The following is a 15950-nucleotide window of genomic DNA, read 5'->3' on the forward strand; positions in this document are numbered from 1 at the left end:
CCACACCCCGTCCCGCCCCGGTGAGACCGCGTAACCGAACCTCCCGGCGCGCGCCATATCTGTGACAAGTGCGGTCGTGGTTCCTGGAGGGCCCGCCGGCCCGTGACGAAACTGAGCGCCATGAGATCGACGATGAGAGCACTACTCGCAGGGACGGCGCTGACCTGCTTGACGGGCACGGTCGCGATGAGCCCGGCGCACGCGGCCACCGGGCGTGTGGAGTCCGACGGAGGTGGCGAGACCTTCAGGTACGCCTACGCCGCGTGCCAGCCCGAGAGGGAGTACGAGCCGTCGCGGAGGATCGCCACGTTCGACAACCAGCCACTCGACGGCTGCCAGGTGGTCCTGACCAACCAGGCGGGCGAGAGCACGGTGTTGTGCGAGGGCCGGGGAAGGGTGCCGGCCGGATTCCGTAGATCGCCGCAGGTGAGCGTCCAGCCCGGCACTGCCCCGGAGTGTGTTGGGTCGTAGCTTTCGGCCAGGCCTTCCCGGCTGAGCTTCCTGCAACCGGTGAAACCCGGTCGAGGGTGCCGTGAAACCGCCGCCGCCGAGAGTGAGGTCATGAGCATCACAGAACTCGGACGCACCGACGGCGGCCCGGCCCCCGGCGTGGGCACCGATCCGGCCGTACGCACGGAAGGGCTGGTCAAGACGTTCGGCGAGCACCGTGCCGTCGACGGGATCGACCTGAACGTACGCGCCGGTGAGATCTTCGGCGTCCTCGGCCCGAACGGCGCGGGCAAGACCACCACGCTACGGATGCTGGCCACCCTGTTGAAGATCGACGCGGGCCGAGCCGAGATCTTCGGCGTCGACGTGGCTGGCAACCCGCACGTGATCCGCCAGCTGGTCGGCGTCACCGGACAGTACGCGTCGGTCGACGAGAACCTGACGGCCCGCGAGAACCTCTGGCTCTTCAGCCGCCTGCAGGGCATCGCGGCGCCGCGCGCCCGGCGCATCGCCGCCGAGCTGCTGGGCCGATTCGGCCTGGAGGAGGCCGCCGACAAGGCCATCGCGCAGTTCTCCGGCGGCATGCGCCGGCGCCTCGACCTGGCGGCCAGCCTGATCACCAGGCCACCGCTGATCTTCCTCGACGAGCCGACCACAGGTCTCGATCCGCGTACGCGCGGCCAGATGTGGGACACCATCCGGGGCCTGGTCGCCCAAGGGTGCACGGTGCTGCTGACCACGCAATATCTGGACGAGGCCGACCAGCTGGCCGATCGCGTCGCCGTCATCGACCACGGCCGCAAGGTCGCCGAGGGCACTCCCGACGAGCTGAAGACCGCGGTGGGCAACTCCGCCCTCCAGCTGCTGCTCGCCGATCCGGACGAGGTGCCCGCCGCCGTGGAGGTCGTGCGGCGCGTCCTCGGCTCCGAGCCGGTGCTCAGCCCGGAGCGGGGCCGCCTCAACGTCGCCCTCGACCAGGCCGACCTGGCCGGCGAGGTACTGATCGCGCTGCGTACCGCCGGGGTGTCGATCTCCTCGGTGAGCGTGGCCAAGCCCAGCCTGGACGAGGTGTTCCTCGCCCTCACCGGCCATGGAACGGAGGAGGGCCGATGACCACCACGATGGCACCCGCCCGCGAGGTGGTCAGGGCCGCCGACCGCGTGGCGGCCGCCCGGCGGCGCGTCACCGTGGGGGAGACGCTCGGCCAGACCATGACGATGGCGTGGCGGGCGCTCAAGAAGATGCTCCGCAACCCTGAGCAGTTCTTCGACGTGGCGCTGCAGCCGATCCTGTTCACCGCGATGTTCGCCTTCATCTTCGGCGGCGCCATCTCCGGCGACGTGGAGAGCTACCTTCCCCTCATGGTCCCCGGCATCCTCGCCCAGACCGTGCTGACGACGTGCATGGCCACCGGCACGCAACTCCGCGAGGACATGGAGAAGGGCGTCTTCGACCGGTTCAAGTCGCTGCCGATCGCCAGGATCGCGCCGCTCGCCGGGCCGATGGTGGCCGACCTCCTGCGCTACACGATCGCGGCCACGCTGACGTTCGGCATGGGCCTGGTGATGGGCTACCGGCCGGGCGGCGGAGCGGGCGGCGTGCTCGCCGCGATCCTGCTGGCGATCTTCACGGGCTGGTCGCTGGCGTGGGTCTTCACCTGGGTCGGCACGATCGCCAGGAGCGCCCAGGCCGTGCAGGGCATCTCCATGATGATCTTGTTCCCGCTGACCTTCCTGTCGAACGCGTTCGTCCCCGTCGAGACCCTGCCCGGCTGGCTGGCCGCGTTCGTCCGGGTCAACCCGGTCTCACACCTGGTCACGGCCGCCCGCGACCTCGCCAACGGCGCCCTCGTCAGCGGAGAGGTGGCCTGGACGCTCCTGGCGTGCCTGATCGTCATCGCGATCTTCGCGCCGCTGTCGGTGCGCAGCTACAAGCGGCACATGTGACCGCCGCCGTCACGGCCGCAGACCTGTCCGACCTGCCTGCGGGCCTCGTCGAGCAGGTCGGAGCCGCGCCGGCCGCCGTACTCGGCCCGCACGGCGGCGAGCATGCCGGGCGCGGCCCGCTCCGCGTGCGGTTCGATCCGCTCGAAGGCCATGCTCGGCATGCTGCTGTTGTACGCGAACCGCTCGGCCAGCACCAGCAACCCGATCGCCTCGCGGGGGGCCGTCGCCTCCCGCAGCAGCCCCCAGGCGCCGAGCGAGAACAGCATCGAGCCGCACAGCGGGAAGTCGAGCACGGGGGTGGACACGGCCAGCATGTCGTGGCCCCGCACGGCGGTAAACAGCTCGTCGCCGTAGCGGACGTCCTCCGGCTGGGCATGGTACGCGTACGCCGTCAGGGTGACCGATTCCGCCATGATCGTCCATGGCGTGATGTCCGCGCGCGTCACCCCGGGCAGCCGCAGGTCGCGCGCCCGCTGGACGGCCCGGCGGTATTCCGCGAGCGCGGCGGCCGTCTCGCCGCGGGCGAGGGCGAGCTCGGCCGCGCACAACGAGACGAGCGCCGCCCCGCCGAGCACCGCCTCGTTGTCGTTGATCCGGACGATTCTGGCGAGCTCGGCCTCCGCGGTGCCGAAATCGCCGTCGGCGAGCGCGGAGGTCAGCAGCACCGCGCGGAGCTGGGTCTCGTCGTCGGTGGCGCCGACCCGGCTCAGCGCCGGGATGGCGGTGCGCGCGTGCCCGACCGCCCGCCGGTGGTCGCCGAGGTGCATGGCCAGGTGAGCCAGCACGGCATGCGTGGTCGCGGCGATCCATGGTCCTTCGTCGTCGTGGAGCATCGACAGGGTCTGCTCGGCGGCCTCGGTCGCCCCGGTCAGGTCTCCCGCGTTCTCCAGGACGTGGACGCTCGCCTGCGCCGCCGCCACGGCCACGTCACGATCGGCGCTCCTGCGCAACTCCTCCAACCGGCGGTGTACGTCGCCGTCGGCGCACGCCAGCACCACCGTGGCCGTCGCCGCCACGCGGGGATCCGTCGTGTCGCTGGTGGGCAGCGTACGCAGGAGGCCGCGCAGCGGGTCGCTGCGGCGGTCGGTGATGACCATGGTGTTCATGAGCGTGATCAGAATGGCGACCCTGGTGGCCTCGACGAGGTCCGGCGGCGGCGTCCAGCCGCTGACCACTTCGGTGATCGCGTCCAGGTGCACGAGGATCCTGACGTGGTCGCCGCGGATCGACCACAGCGCGCCGACACCGACCAGCAACTGGACCGCCGTGCCGGGAGCCGGCTCGCCGAGGGCCTGCCTGAGCAGATCGGCGAGGTTGCTCTCCTCGGCCCGCAACGCGTCCGCCGCCGCGAACTGCGCCGGGCCGAACAGGGCGGAGGCGTGTTCCTCGGCGTACGCCGTCGCCCAGGACAGCTGCGCCGCCCGGGCGGGCGCCTCCTCGCCGGTTTCCTCCAGCCGCATCCGCCCGAACTCCCTGACGGTCTCCAGCATCCGGTAGCGCAGGCCGTACGCCGTCTCGCGGACGCTCAGCATCGACTGCTGGGTCAGCGCGTCCACGGCGCCCAGGGCGTCCTGGCCGAGGACGTGCTCGGCCGCGGCCAGCGTGAAACCGTCGCCGAACAGCGACAGCCATCGCAACGCCCGCCGTTCCGGCTCGCCCAGCAGGTTCCACGACCAGTCGATGACCGCGAGCAACGTCTGGTGCCGGTCGGGGGCCGTACGGTTCCCGCCACGCAGCAGGGCGAACCGGTCGGCCAGGCGGCGCGCGATCTCCTCCACCGACATCACCCGTACCTTGGCCGCGGCCAGCTCGATCGCGAGCGGCAGCCCGTCGAGGCGGGCGACGACCTTCTCGACCACGCCCTCCTCGATCCGCACACCCGGGCGGGCGGCCGTGGCGCGCTGGCGGAACAGCTCGACCGCGTCGCCCGTGGGCAGCTCGCCGAGGAGGTAGACGCGTTCCGCGGGGATCGACAAGGGGGCGCGCGAGGTGATGAGCACCCGCAGGTCGCGGGTCGTCACGGTCAGGAACGCCACCAGGTCGGCGACGGCCTCGATCACGTGCTCGCAGTTGTCCAGGATCAGCAGCGCGGGAGCCTGGTCGAGGTGCTGGGCGATCCGGGCGCGGACGTCGGAGCGCTGCTCGGCGGTCAGGGCACGACGACCGCTGACCGAGTCGCGGACCCCGAGCGCCGAGCCCACCTCGCCCACCACGCCCTCCGGCGAGGAGACGCCGACGAGCTCGACGAAGTGCGCGACGGGCTGCGCGGCGTTCCTGCCCGCGACGTGAGCCAGCCGCGTCTTGCCCAGCCCGCCGGGGCCGACGATGGAGACCACCCGATGGGCCTGCAACAGGGCGTGCACCGCGCTGATGTCGTCGTCACGGCCGAGCAGCGAGGAACCGTCGAACTGGATGCCCGTGCGCACCGGCCGGTCCGCGGCGAGGAGTTCGGCGTGCACGCGGGCGAGCTCGGGCCCTGGCCCGGTACCGAGCCGGGCGGCCAGGCCCGCGCGATACCGTTCGTAGCGTTCCAGAGCGGCGGCGGCACCGCGTACGGCGGCCTCGCTGCGCAGCAGGCAGGCGAGCAGCTCCTCGTCGTGCGGCCGGTCGGCCGCGGCCTCCTCCAGCAGCGGCAGCGCGCGCTCGTGAGCGCCGCTCCTGCCCCGCGCGATCGCCGCCACCCGACGCGCCTCGGCCACCTGCGTCGCCGCGACGTCCTTCAGCTCGGCGAGCGCGCCCACGGCGCCGTCCACGCCGCCCGCCACGAGACCCATGGCCTCCTCCGCGCGGCGGACCGCGAGCGCCATGTCGTCCTGACCCAGCGCGGCCCGCGCCTGCTCCACCAGCGCGCCGAGCAGCAGCGCGTCCACCTGATCGGCGGCCAGCCCGAGCCGGTAACCGCGCTGGACCCGCACCACGACGTCGGCGCGGGTCGCCGCCCTGGTGCGCGAGACGACCACCTGCAGCGCCTTCGTCGGGTTGGCCGGCGCCTCGTCGGGCCACAACTCCTCGACCAGGCGCTCGTCACTGGCTCCTGCCCGCCCGTGCAGGGCGAGCACGGCCAGCAGGGTGTGCGCGCGATCACCGACCACGCGCGCACCCCGCCAGCGGACGCCGTCGAGCAGGATCAGTACGGGGGACACCCCCTCAGCTTACGGAAGGCGGGGCCGCGGGGAGCTCGTCGCCTTTCCGCCGCGGGATGGTTTGGCGATGCCCGCCGGCCGGGACTACGTTCGAATGCCATGTGCGGCATTGCGGCTCTCTACAGCGAACCGACCGGAACCGACCCCCTCCATACCCGCGCCGCGGGCGAGTGGATGCTCTCACGCATCACGCACTGCGGCCCGGACGACAGCGACCACCGGCTCGTCGGCGAGCGCGCGTGGCTCGGGCACACCCGGCTGTCCATCGTCGACCTCGCAGGAGGAAGGCAGCCGATGGCCGCGCCCGACGGCTGGTCGCTGGTCTGCAACGGGGAGATCTACAACCACACCGACATCCGCAAGAGCCTCGGGCAGGAGTGGTTCGCCACCGCCTCCGACAGCGAGTCGGCGCTCGTGCTGCTGCGGAGGTGCGGGCCGGACGCGCTGCACCGGCTCCAGGGGATGTGGGCGCTGTGCGCCGCCGCGCCCGACGGCCGGTTCGTCGCCGCCCGTGACCCGCTCGGCATCAAGCCGCTGTACTGGGCGCGCACCGCGGACGGCGTGCACTTCGCCTCCGAGCTGCGGGCCTTCCCGCCCGAGGCGCAGGCCGCCGCCGAGGCGTTCCCGCCCGGGTGCTACTGGACGCCCGAGACCGGGCTGGTGCGTTTCGCCGAGGCCGTACCACCGGGCCGCACGCGGCGGTGGGACGGCGTCCCGGCCGCCGACGCCGAGTCGGCCACCCGCGAGGTGCTGGCCGACTCGGTCGTCCGGCACCTGATGGCGGACGTGGACGTCGGCGTGTTCCTCTCCGGCGGCCTCGACTCCAGCATCGTCGCGGCCGTCGCCGCCGCCGAGTACGGCTCGAGGGGCGAACGGCTGAAGACGTTCGCCGTCGGCAGCCCCGGCTCGCCCGACCTGCTGGCGGCCCGCGAGGTGGCGGAGTTCCTCGGCACCGAGCACCACGAGACCCTTCTCGACGCCGACCGGGCCATCTCGGTGGTGGACCGGGTGGTGGCCTCGGTGGAGTCGTTCGACGCCAGCCTGATCCGCAGCGCCGTACCCAACTGGTTCCTGTCCGAGCTGGCTTCCCAGCACGTCAAGGCGGTGCTGACCGGGGAAGGGGCCGACGAGCTGTTCGCCGGCTACGGCTACTACCACCGCGGCCACGCGGCACCCGGCCGGCTGGAGCTCGAGCTGAAGCGCACCCTCGGCCGGCTGCACGGGCTGAACCTCCAGCGCTGCGACCGCGTCACGATGGCACACGGGCTGGAGGCCCGCGTCCCCTTCCTCGACGCGGACGTCATCGCGCACGCCATGTCCCTGCCGCCCGAGCTCAAGTCGCTGGAGCCCGACGGCATCGAGAAGGGACACCTGCGCCGCGCTTTCACCGGCTGGCTGCCCGAGCGGCTGCTGTGGCGGCGAAAGGTGCAGTTCGGCACCGGCAGCGGCGCCCAGGACCTGCTGACGCCGCACTTCGAGGCACGTGTGGGCGACGGCGAACTGGCCGCGGCGGTCCAGGAGTCCGGCACCGAGCTGCGTACCAAGGAGGAACTCGCCTACTACCGGATCTTCCGGCAGGCGCTGCCCTCCGTCCGTCCCGAGGCGGTGCTCACCCGCTTCGCCACCGCCTGAACCGCCACGGCGTGGGCGCGGGTCAGGGCGCCTTCACCACCGCGTCGATCTCCACCGGGCTGCCATAGGGCAGCTCGGACACCCCGACGACGGTGCGGGCGGGCCTCGGCTCCGGCCAGAGGTCGAGGAACTGCTGGTTGGCCACCTCGCGCAGGGTGATGTCGGTGACGAAGTAGGTCAGCTTCACGACGTCCTCCAGCCGCGCTCCCACCGTGGACATCCGCCGCCGCATGGTGTCCACCGCCGCGTCCAGCGCCGCCCGGCCGCCGGCCACCACGGTGCCGTCCTCCCGCAGTGGCAGCGAGCCGGAGACGAAGACCAGCCCGCAGGCGACCGTGGCCGGGCTGTACGGGTGGTGCGGATCAGCGGTCATGCGGAGCCTCCTGGAGGTCGGGCCGGGTCAGTACGCGCGCGAGCAGTTCGGGATTCACCGAACCGCCACTGAGGATGGCCACGTGCTTGCCGGTCGTCTCCCCGGCGAGGTAGGCGGCGAAGGTCACCGCGCCGCTCGGTTCGGCGACGAGCCGGGCGTCCAGGGCCAGGCGCCGGACGGCGTCCAGGATCTGCTCCTCGCCGACGGTCACGATCTCGTCCAGATGGCGGCGGATCTGCTCCCACGGCACCACGCCGAGGCCGGTGGTGCGCAGGCCGTCGGCCACGGTCCGGTACGTCCGCTCGGGTTCCCACGCGACGCGCCGGCCCTCGCGCAGGCTCTGCGCCGCATCCGAGGCCAGGTCCGGCTCCACCCCGATGACCAGGGTCGTCGGCCGCAGCGCCTTGACGGCGGTCGCCACCCCGGCAGCCAGCCCGCCCCCGCTGACCGGCACCAGCACCACGTCCGCGTCGGGAAGGTCTTCCATGATCTCCAGGCCCACCGTGCCCTGGCCGGCCACGACCGCAGGATCGTCGAACGGCGGCACCGGCAGGTAGCCGTACTTCTCGGCGAGCACGAACCCATGGGTGTCCCGCTCGCTCGGCGGCACCAGCACGACCTCGGCGCCCAGCGCCCGTACCGCGTCCACCTTGTTCGCGGGCGCGGTGTCCGGCATCACGATCACCGCGCGGAGCCGGAGCCGCTGCGCCAGCCAGGCCACCGAGCGCGCGTGGTTGCCGCTGGAATGCGCCACCACGCCGCGCTCGCGGGCCTCGGGCAGCAACTGCTTGATCTTGTTGTAGGCGCCGCGCAGTTTGAAGGCCGCCGTCGGCTGCAGGGACTCTGGCTTGATCCACAGTGGTCGTCCGGGATCCGCCGGGGCGAACGGCACCAGCGGGGTGCGCACTGCCGTGTCGGAAATCCGTTCGGCGGCGGCGCGGATGTCCGCCAGCGTCACCGGCCCCGTCATGCCAGCCTTCCCTTCACGGCCTTGCCGGGCATCGCGTCCAGCAGCAGTTCGCCGTCGCGTACGACGAACTCGCCGCTGACAAGCAGGTGGTCGACCCCGGTCGATGGGCGCCCCGGCTCGGCGTAGGTCGACTGGTCGGACACCCCGTCCAGGTCGAACACCACGAGGTCGGCGTCCGCGCCCGCCTGCACCCGGCCCTTGTGCCGGAACTGCGGCGCCACCGAGGTCAGCACCTCGGCCGGCTGCAGGGTGCAGCGCCGTACCGCCTCGATCAGGGACAGGTGGCCGGTGCCCCGGACCATCGTCGCGAGGAACCGGGAGAACGTCCCGCTCGTGCGCGGGTGCCCGGTCGCTCCGGCGGGCAACGGCCACGTGTCGATGATCAGCCGGCCGTCGGGGGCGGCGAACGGGATCGCGTCGGAGGCGATCGCGGTGTCGGGCAGCAGCAGCGCGCGCTCCAGCACCGACCAGTCCGCCGGGTCGTCCTCGTTCAGGTAGTGGATGACGGCCATCGCGCCCGGGTCGGTGCGCTGGATCTCGCGCAGGCGCTCGGCGTCCCTCGGCCGCTCGCCGGTGGCGGCGACGACGAGATCGCTCGGCGTGATGCCGAGCCTGGGCAGATTCTCCGGGTACAGGAACGGCACGCCGATGGTGGTCATCCCCGCGCCGTAGGGGTACGCCTCGGTGGACACCTTCAGCCCGTGCCGGCGCGCCCCGGAGACCACCGCACCGATCTCGTCGATGGCGCGCAGCGAGGTGCTGTTGATGTGGCACAGATGCATGTGCGCGCCCGTACCGGCCGCCGCGGCGACCACCTCGGCGATTCCCTCCAGCGCGGTTCCCGGGTCGTCCGGGTTCTTGAACCGGGCGTGGGTGAACGTCGGCACGCCGTAGCGCTCGGCCAGGCGCGCGACGTGGACGTATTCCATCCGTCCGGTCTGAGGGGCGTAGCCCAGCAGCACCCCGATGCCCAGCGCGCCTTCGTGCAACTGCCCTTCCAGCTCGGCCAGCGTCAGGTCGATCTGGGCGGTGGTGGCCCGGTCGCGCCAGTGCGGGCCCGCGCACAGGGCGGCGAAGCTTTCCCACCCGCCGTCCGGCTCGGCGCCGTCGAACACCTTCATCCTCGCCATGGCCCAGGAGGCGGAGTAGCCGAAGTTGATGGGGCGGCCCTCGTCGCTCGCGCGCTGGTAGACCGTCCGTACCGGTGCCGCGCCCGACTCCAGTTCGAGGGCCGTGGTCACCCCGTCCAGGGCCTGCATCCGCAACGAGCCCACGGTCTGGGCATGGCTGTGCAGGTCGATGAAGCCCGGCGCGAGCACGCGGCCGGATACGTCGAGCTCGCGCCGGGCGGGCACCGGCGCCTCGGATACTGACGTGATCTTGTCACCCGTTATGGCGACGTGGCGGACCGCGTCCAGCCCGGTCTCCGGATCCACCACGCGAGCGCTGCGCAACAGTAGGTCATTCACACAGCAATCATCGCGATCCGGCTTGACCTCGGCCTACACTGCATGAATCCGACATTCAGGGAGCATTACCATCATGCAATCCGCCATGCTCCGGGAGAACGATCTGGAGTTGATAGATTCGCTCCAGGTCAATCCCCGAGCGCCCTGGGCCGAAGTCGGGGCCGTGCTGGGCATGGACCCTGCCACCGCGGCCCGGCGCTGGAAACGGCTGGTGGACGATCGGCTCGCGTGGTGCACTGTCGCCCTCGGCCAGCGCCAGCTGCACACCATGAGCGTGGCCTTCCTGGAGCTGACCTGCGAGGCGGGCGCGGCCGGCGAGGTCGCCGCGGAGCTGGCGCGGCAACCGCACATGATCACCGTTCAGCACATCGCCGGTTCCTACGACCTGTGGACGATCGCGATCGCGCCCGATCTGGTCAGCCTGTCCGACTACCTCCTGCACCGGCTGCCCCAGCAGTCCGGGGTGACGAGGGTGCGCACCCACATCGCGACCCGTGCGTTCGACCTGAGCAGGCGATGGCGGCTGCGCGTGCTGAACCCGCACCAGGCCGATCGGCTGCGACCGCCGAAGAGCACGCCTGCGGTGACGCGGCCGATGGACGAGATCGACCGCCGCCTGTTCGTCGCGCTCAGCACGGACGGACGGCGCAGTTTCGCCGAGCTGGAAGCCGAACTCGGGCTGTCCGCCCGTACGGTGCAACGCCGGATCAACCGGCTGGTCGCGGTCGGCGACATCACCTTCCGCTGCGACCTGGCCAGGCGGCTGGCGGGCTGGCACAACTCGGCGGTGCTCTGGCTCGCGATGCCGGACGACCACCTGGAGCGCACCGGCGAGCAGCTCCTGCGCTGGCCGGAGACACGCACCTGCGCGGCGATCGCCGGGCCCAACAACCTGATGCTCACCGTGGGCCTGCACAGCGTGGCCGACCTGCACGGGCTGGTCACCCGGCTGCGCCACGACTTCCCGCACGTAACGATCGTGGACCGGCAGATGGTGCTCCGTCAGGTCAAGCTGTACGGGCGCGTCCTCGACCCGGTCGGCCGCTGGTCGTCGACGACCCCGCTGGACCTGTGGGCGCTGGGGGAGCGCGATTCCCGCGGGGGCTCGCTCACCGGGACCTGACCGATACCTGCATATTTGCCGCACCCTACGACGGTTTCCGGCCATCAACCGGTCTATATGACTGTGCTGGCCATACTTTCGCAAATCGCACTGCGAAGAGAGCCACCCCTGGCCGACGAAGGATCCCCTCATGCTGAAGACCGGGCACCCCACGGCCCTTGACCGGATACTGGGCGGAGTCGAACGGCTCGGCAACAGGCTGCCCAACCCGTTCGTCATGTTCCTCGGGCTGTTCGTCCTGATCGCGATCGCCTCGTCGGTCGCGGCCGCCCTCGGCGCCACGGTGCGGCTGCCCGGCGCGGCCGAGGTGACGCCGGTCAAGAGCGTGCTCTCCGGCGAGGGCCTGGTGCAGCTGCTCGACTCAGCGGTGGACAACTTCGTCGAGTTCCCGGCTCTCGGCCCCGTGCTGACCGTGGTGCTCGGAGTGGGGGTGGCGCAGGGCACCGGCGCGCTGGAAGCCGCCGTGCGCCTGGCGTTCTACCGTGTGCCACGCTCCCTGGTGCCCTACGTGGTGGCCTTCGTCGCCTGCCAGGGACACGTCATGTCTGACGCGTCGTTCCTGGTCATCCCGCCGCTGGCGGCACTGGTGTTCCGCGCCGTCGGACGGCATCCGCTCGCCGGCCTCATCGGCGCCTACGCCTGCCTCGGCACCGGATACGCCGGCGGCCTCCTGATGGGCACGCTGGACGCGAGCCTGGCGGGCATCACCGAGAAGGCCGCCGCCCTGCTGCCGGGATCCGGCGGCTACACCACCAACATCGCGATGAACTACTACTTCGGCGCCGCGGCCGGGCTGATCCTGCCGATCGTCGGCGGGCTGGTGATCTCGCGCGTGCTCGAACCGCGGCTGCCGGCGAGGACCGTCGACGCGGGCCAGGACGGCGCCAGCGTCGAGGTGACGCCGCGGGAACGGCGAGCGCTGCTGGCCAGCGGGCTCGTGGTGGCCGGCTTCCTGGCGCTGGTCGTGCTGGCATGGCTCATCCCTGGCAGCCCGCTGCGCGGCCCTGACGGCTCGCTGATCCCCTCCCCGCTGCTGAGCAACCTGGTGCCGATCGTCGCGCTCGTGTTCTTCCTGTTCGGCTACACGTACGGCCGGGTGGTCGGGCTGGCCAAGGAAGACCGCAACCTGTACACCATGATGACCACCGCGATCAAGGAGATGGGCGGGTTCATCACGCTCATCTTCATCGTGGCTCAGACGCTCAGCGTGCTCTCCTGGAGCGGGCTGGCCACGTTCCTCGCGGTGGAGCTGGCGAACACCGCGCAGGCCGTCGGGCTCGTCGGATTCCCCGCGCTGGTCTTCCTGATGTTGCTGTCCACGGTGCTGAACCTGGTGATCACCTCCGGCTCGGGCCTGTGGTCGCTGGAGTCGACGGTGATGGTGCCGGCGTTGATGCTGCTCGGACTGTCACCGGCGATCATCCAGGCCACCCACCGCATCGGTGACTCGATCACCCAGGCGATCTCCCCGATGCACATCTTCCTGTACTTCATCCTCGCCGCGTCGCAGAAGTACGAGCCCGACCTCAAACTCGGCACGCTGGTGTCCCGGCTGCTGCCGTTCGTGCCCGCGTTCGGCCTGGTGTGGGCCGGCGTGCTGGCCGTCTTCTACTTCGCCGGCCTGCCGGTGGGCCCGGGCGCGTCGATCCACCTGCCCTGATCTCAGCCGGCACGTTGCCGGGCCTTCCGCTCCGCGATGTTCGTGTCGACGCCTATGGCCTCGTAGGACCCGCCGACATCGTGCCTGTAGCGGCGGCCGTCCCGTTCCTGGATGCGCAGCGGCATCGTGTTGTCGGTCCGGCTCACATCCGGGATCTCAGCACGTCGACCTCGCAGCCTGGTGCGGACGGGTCAAAGCCGTGCTCGACCAGCCAGCGGACCGCCAGCAGGCTTCGCACCGACCACCACGCGCGGATCACGTCGAGGTCGACGTGGGTGCCGTAGCCGGCGACGACGTCACCGAGGCGCTCCTCGTGTCCGAGCGTCAAGGTGGCCAGGTCGTACAGGGCGTCGCCCTGGGCCGCCTCGGACCAGTCGATCACGCCGGTGATCTCGTCACCGTCGACGAACACGTGGGCGACCTGCAGGTCGCCGTGCGCGAACACCGGTCTCCACGGCCGGAGCGCGGCCTCGGCGACCTGGCGGTTGCGCGTGACCAGGTCGGTGGGAAGGACGCCGTTCGTGACGAGCCACTCACATTCGCCGTCGAGGCGCGATACGAGGTCGTCGAGGCTCCGACCCGGCCACGGCGGCAGCGGCGCGTCGTGCAACATCCGTGCGGCGGCACCCGCCGCGGCCCACGCCGCCGCCGACGATGCGGTCGACGGCTCGCCGAGGCGGCCGAGCGCCGTGCCCGGGAGGGCGGCGAGCGCGAGCACGGGCGGCTTGCGCCACAGGACCTCCGGGGTCGGGATCGGCGCCAGAGCCATCGCCTCGACCTCGACGTCGGTGCGCGTCTGATCGGCGTCGATCTTCAGGAACACGTCGCCGACGCGCAGGGTCGCGCACTCGTGATGGGCGACGACGACCTCGACTTCCTTCACGCCGGCCATTATCACGGGAGATCATCAACGTCGCCACGGGTTATCCGTGCGACCCGTGCGGCCGGCCGCGTCCAGCCGCCCGACGGCCTCGTTCACGACACCGGCCGCTCACGGGTCGAGCGCTGCCTCGGCCCGCCGGGCCCCGGCTTCGGACGTGTCAGAGTCGAAAGCCCAGTCGGTCGGCCACGAGCTCGGCACGAACCAGTTCGAGAAGCCGGCCCATCCAGTTGCGCCCGGCAGAGTCGCGGACGTCCCAGAACGGCGAGTTGGCGAAGCTGTAATGGATGCGCCCGTCGCCTGTGGCCAGGAGCACCTCGCCCAAGTCCGGATGCTGCACGAACTTCGCGCGCAGCAGGTCGGCCATGACCGTGAGACGCACCTCCGCCCACCGCGGCCGCCGCTCGGCCCCGACCGCGATGTCACGCGCCGCCTGGGAGGTCGGTGCTGTACGGATGCGCTGGCGCGAAGACTCGTCGCCGGTGGACAGAACCCAGTAGGCATGCTCGACCGTTGGATAGAGGGCATCGGCGACCTTGATCGGGGCCGGGAACTCGTTCCGCAACCCGTGCGCACGCGGATCCATGGGACGGCCGTAGTTGAGGTGCACGGTCGGCGATCGCGCCTCGGCGGGCCCGTCGGCTTCCCGCTGCGCCTCTGCGGCCGGATACGGCGCCCGCCAGTCCGCGAAGTACCGGAACGCCCCGCGCCGGCCCTCCTCGGTGACGACGCCGTCCTCGTCCAACGCCTCGCTGCCGTCCTCGAACTCGAAGAACACGTACTCGTCCCAAATCTCGCCGGCCTGCGAGATGAGCAGGCGCAGCGGAATGTCGCGGGCGTCCATGTCGCCGAGCGCGTAGATCCGGTGATGCGCCGGGATCGCCAGGTAGGCATCGCGCAGCGCGATCCGGTCGCTCTCCGAGCGCGAGTCGACGTAGCGCAGCGCCGCCGTGGCGCACCGGTCCGTGGAATCCGGACGCCCGTTCAGACGGTCGATCGCATCGACGACCTCCCCGAGCAGTTCCTCGGCCGTGGTCCAGGTGACGACCTCGCCGAACCGCCAGCGCGCCAGATCATGCGCGCTCGCCCAGGCGCCCTCCTCGAGAGTCGTCGCCACCCAACCGGTTTCCAGCTTCGCGCGGAGCCCGTCGAGGTCGCCCCACTCCCAGAAGAAGATCGCACCGTCCGCGAAGACCCGCAGATCGGTCAGGTAGTAGTCGCTGCCGTTCCGAATGAAGATCGGCCGCAAGTATCCCTCGATCCGCTCCCCATCGACGATGCGATAGGTCCGATTCCCCATCATCTGAGCCAGCGTAGGCCCTGCGCCCGAACAGGGCTCAACGCCCGGTTCCCCTCACCACCAGGAATCCACAACGGTCAGCGGCTACTTGGCCAGGTGCCTGCTGATCACGAGCCGCTGGATCTGGTTCGTCCCCTCGAAGATCTGCATGGTCTCTGACCCGTGACCTGGCCAGCTGCGAAAATAGCTCGATCATGCCGGTGAGCAGTAGTTACGCTTGTGGACGTCTCGCATCACTTACCGCTGCTTCCGGGGGTTCCCACGGAACAGCGACGGAACAGAGGGGAGCTTGAAGGCGACTGTGGCGATCCCGAAGAAGGGCTCGCGGCTCATCACCGTCGATGGCGCCGTCTTCCGCTGGCGTATCCGCCACAAGCCGACCTATTGTCAGGGCGATGGCTGGACCCCGCTCCGCTTCGCCGTCGAGCGAGCATGAGGTCGTACGACCACCGTCATGCGAGGTCCTACGCGTACACCACCACCCACAGCACGTCCGCAGCGACCGCGGTGAACGTCCGCCTCACAAAATCCGGCGCCGCCGGCCGCTTGCCCTGCCGGGTCAGCGAGCGCAACCTTTTCGGCGGGCCGCGCTTGGTCGATCCCGAGGCGGACTGAGCAGCAAGATCCATGCCGCGGTCGATGAGTCCGGGCTGCCTCTGGTCTTCGTGCTCACGCCCGCGCAGGCCGCCGACTGCCCGCGATTCATCACCGCCCTGGACAAGATCCTACTCCTCCAAGGCGAACCGTGCCTATCTGCGGCGCCGTGGGATCGGCGCGGTCATCCCCGAGAAGAGTGACCAGCAGGCCAACCGGAAGAAGAAGGGTCGAGCTGCCATCACAGGCCACGCTCTACCGAGCCGTCGGTAAGTCAGCTCGGCGCGTTTGGCGAAGGGCATGTGTAAGAGCGGAGAAGGGCGCCGTGGACAGCAGGGCGCGCGCCAGGGTTCGTGATGGTCGGCGAAATGCGGCCCGAAGAGCGCGGCGGCCAGGTGGGATGACGTGGC

The 15950-nt window shown here is 71.2% G+C and carries 15 protein-coding genes and 1 pseudogene; 8 read left to right on the forward strand and 8 right to left on the reverse strand.

The window, feature by feature from the left end:
• Positions 1-132 precede the first annotated feature (132 nt).
• The 3 genes from E1292_RS15920 to E1292_RS15930 all read left to right on the forward strand — a co-directional run bounded on the left by E1292_RS15920 (position 133) and on the right by E1292_RS15930 (position 2396).
• A complete protein-coding gene (locus tag E1292_RS15920; RefSeq protein ID WP_132595959.1) occupies positions 133-471 on the forward strand; it encodes a hypothetical protein in 339 nt (112 codons plus the stop codon).
• A gap of 90 nt (positions 472-561) precedes the next feature.
• Complete coding sequence (locus E1292_RS15925; protein ID WP_132595961.1) at positions 562-1563, forward strand: ATP-binding cassette domain-containing protein; 1002 nt, start codon at positions 562-564, stop codon at positions 1561-1563.
• Positions 1560-2396 (forward strand): ABC transporter permease, encoded by an 837-nt coding sequence (locus E1292_RS15930; RefSeq protein WP_132595963.1) that lies wholly within the window; start codon positions 1560-1562, stop codon positions 2394-2396. Before E1292_RS15925 ends, E1292_RS15930 begins: the two co-directional genes overlap by 4 nt.
• On the opposite strand, the gene E1292_RS15935 is transcribed toward E1292_RS15930, so the two are convergent.
• A complete protein-coding gene (locus E1292_RS15935) occupies positions 2378-5539 on the reverse strand; it encodes an ATP-binding protein (RefSeq protein WP_132595965.1) in 3162 nt (1053 codons plus the stop codon). The two genes, E1292_RS15930 and E1292_RS15935, sit on opposite strands and share 19 nt — an antisense overlap.
• A 99-nt stretch (positions 5540-5638) precedes the next feature.
• Here E1292_RS15935 and asnB point away from each other — a divergent pair, with 99 nt between their 5' ends.
• Positions 5639-7171 carry an asparagine synthase (glutamine-hydrolyzing) gene (gene asnB / locus E1292_RS15940; RefSeq protein WP_132595967.1) on the forward strand — a complete coding sequence of 511 codons (1533 nt, stop codon included), beginning with the start codon at positions 5639-5641 and terminating at the stop codon, positions 7169-7171.
• Positions 7172-7193: 22 nt separating this feature from the next.
• Here the strand turns inward: asnB and E1292_RS15945 are convergent, their stop codons facing one another.
• From E1292_RS15945 to E1292_RS15955, 3 genes are read right to left on the reverse strand one after another with little or no spacing between them, the layout of a single operon-like run.
• Positions 7194-7544, reverse strand: coding sequence for a RidA family protein (locus E1292_RS15945; RefSeq protein WP_132595969.1), 351 nt, complete (start codon positions 7542-7544; stop codon positions 7194-7196).
• Entirely contained in the window at positions 7534-8514 is a 981-nt protein-coding gene (locus E1292_RS15950) for a threonine ammonia-lyase (RefSeq protein ID WP_132595971.1), read from the reverse strand. The genes E1292_RS15945 and E1292_RS15950 overlap by 11 nt, the downstream gene beginning before the upstream one ends.
• The gene (locus E1292_RS15955; RefSeq protein WP_132595973.1) at positions 8511-9983 is read right to left on the reverse strand and encodes an amidohydrolase family protein; all 1473 of its coding nucleotides are present in this window, start codon (positions 9981-9983) and stop codon (positions 8511-8513) included. The genes E1292_RS15950 and E1292_RS15955 overlap by 4 nt, the downstream gene beginning before the upstream one ends.
• Positions 9984-10056: 73 nt before the next feature.
• On the opposite strand from E1292_RS15955, the gene E1292_RS15960 reads away from it, so the two are divergent.
• Both E1292_RS15960 and E1292_RS15965 read left to right on the forward strand, forming a co-directional pair.
• The gene (locus E1292_RS15960) at positions 10057-11106 is read left to right on the forward strand and encodes an Lrp/AsnC family transcriptional regulator (RefSeq protein ID WP_132595975.1); all 1050 of its coding nucleotides are present in this window, start codon (positions 10057-10059) and stop codon (positions 11104-11106) included.
• Positions 11107-11236: 130 nt separating this feature from the next.
• The gene (locus E1292_RS15965) at positions 11237-12766 is read left to right on the forward strand and encodes an AbgT family transporter (RefSeq protein ID WP_132595977.1); all 1530 of its coding nucleotides are present in this window, start codon (positions 11237-11239) and stop codon (positions 12764-12766) included.
• Positions 12767-12768: 2 nt separating this feature from the next.
• Here E1292_RS15965 and E1292_RS51115 read toward each other — a convergent pair whose 3' ends face one another.
• The 3 genes from E1292_RS51115 to E1292_RS15975 form a co-directional block, all read right to left on the reverse strand.
• Positions 12769-12912, reverse strand: a complete 144-nt coding sequence (locus E1292_RS51115) for a hypothetical protein (RefSeq protein ID WP_165974567.1) — start codon at positions 12910-12912, stop codon at positions 12769-12771.
• On the reverse strand, positions 12909-13649 hold the full coding sequence (locus E1292_RS15970) for a phosphotransferase family protein (protein ID WP_132595979.1): 741 nt from the start codon (positions 13647-13649) through the stop codon (positions 12909-12911). The genes E1292_RS51115 and E1292_RS15970 overlap by 4 nt, the downstream gene beginning before the upstream one ends.
• A 157-nt stretch (positions 13650-13806) precedes the next feature.
• Positions 13807-14949 (reverse strand): NADAR family protein, encoded by a 1143-nt coding sequence (locus E1292_RS15975; protein WP_132595981.1) that lies wholly within the window; start codon positions 14947-14949, stop codon positions 13807-13809.
• Positions 14950-15247: 298 nt separating this feature from the next.
• On the opposite strand from E1292_RS15975, the gene E1292_RS54935 reads away from it, so the two are divergent.
• Positions 15248-15382, forward strand: a complete 135-nt coding sequence (locus E1292_RS54935) for a hypothetical protein (protein WP_281284040.1) — start codon at positions 15248-15250, stop codon at positions 15380-15382.
• A gap of 28 nt (positions 15383-15410) precedes the next feature.
• Here the strand turns inward: E1292_RS54935 and E1292_RS53760 are convergent, their stop codons facing one another.
• The gene (locus tag E1292_RS53760) at positions 15411-15575 is read right to left on the reverse strand and encodes a hypothetical protein (RefSeq protein WP_246090146.1); all 165 of its coding nucleotides are present in this window, start codon (positions 15573-15575) and stop codon (positions 15411-15413) included.
• Here E1292_RS53760 and E1292_RS15980 point away from each other — a divergent pair.
• A pseudogene (locus E1292_RS15980) lies at positions 15525-15671 on the forward strand (transposase); the annotation flags it as partial. The gene E1292_RS53760 and the pseudogene E1292_RS15980 sit on opposite strands and share 51 nt — an antisense overlap.
• Positions 15672-15950: the final 279 nt, after the last annotated feature.

The sequence above is a fragment of the Nonomuraea deserti genome, from assembly GCF_004348685.1.
Lineage (GTDB): Bacteria > Actinomycetota > Actinomycetes > Streptosporangiales > Streptosporangiaceae > Nonomuraea > Nonomuraea deserti.

Coding starts and splice junctions, on each gene's coding strand:
- E1292_RS15920 (WP_132595959.1), top strand. CDS start 133: ATGAGAGCACTACTCGCAGGGACGGCGCTGACCTGCTTGACGGGCACG.
- E1292_RS15925 (WP_132595961.1), top strand. CDS start 562: ATGAGCATCACAGAACTCGGACGCACCGACGGCGGCCCGGCCCCCGGC.
- E1292_RS15930 (WP_132595963.1), top strand. CDS start 1,560: ATGACCACCACGATGGCACCCGCCCGCGAGGTGGTCAGGGCCGCCGAC.
- asnB (WP_132595967.1), top strand. CDS start 5,639: ATGTGCGGCATTGCGGCTCTCTACAGCGAACCGACCGGAACCGACCCC.
- E1292_RS15945 (WP_132595969.1), bottom strand. CDS start 7,544: ATGACCGCTGATCCGCACCACCCGTACAGCCCGGCCACGGTCGCCTGC.
- E1292_RS15950 (WP_132595971.1), bottom strand. CDS start 8,514: ATGACGGGGCCGGTGACGCTGGCGGACATCCGCGCCGCCGCCGAACGG.
- E1292_RS15960 (WP_132595975.1), top strand. CDS start 10,057: ATGCAATCCGCCATGCTCCGGGAGAACGATCTGGAGTTGATAGATTCG.
- E1292_RS15965 (WP_132595977.1), top strand. CDS start 11,237: ATGCTGAAGACCGGGCACCCCACGGCCCTTGACCGGATACTGGGCGGA.
- E1292_RS15975 (WP_132595981.1), bottom strand. CDS start 14,949: ATGATGGGGAATCGGACCTATCGCATCGTCGATGGGGAGCGGATCGAG.
- E1292_RS53760 (WP_246090146.1), bottom strand. CDS start 15,575: ATGGATCTTGCTGCTCAGTCCGCCTCGGGATCGACCAAGCGCGGCCCG.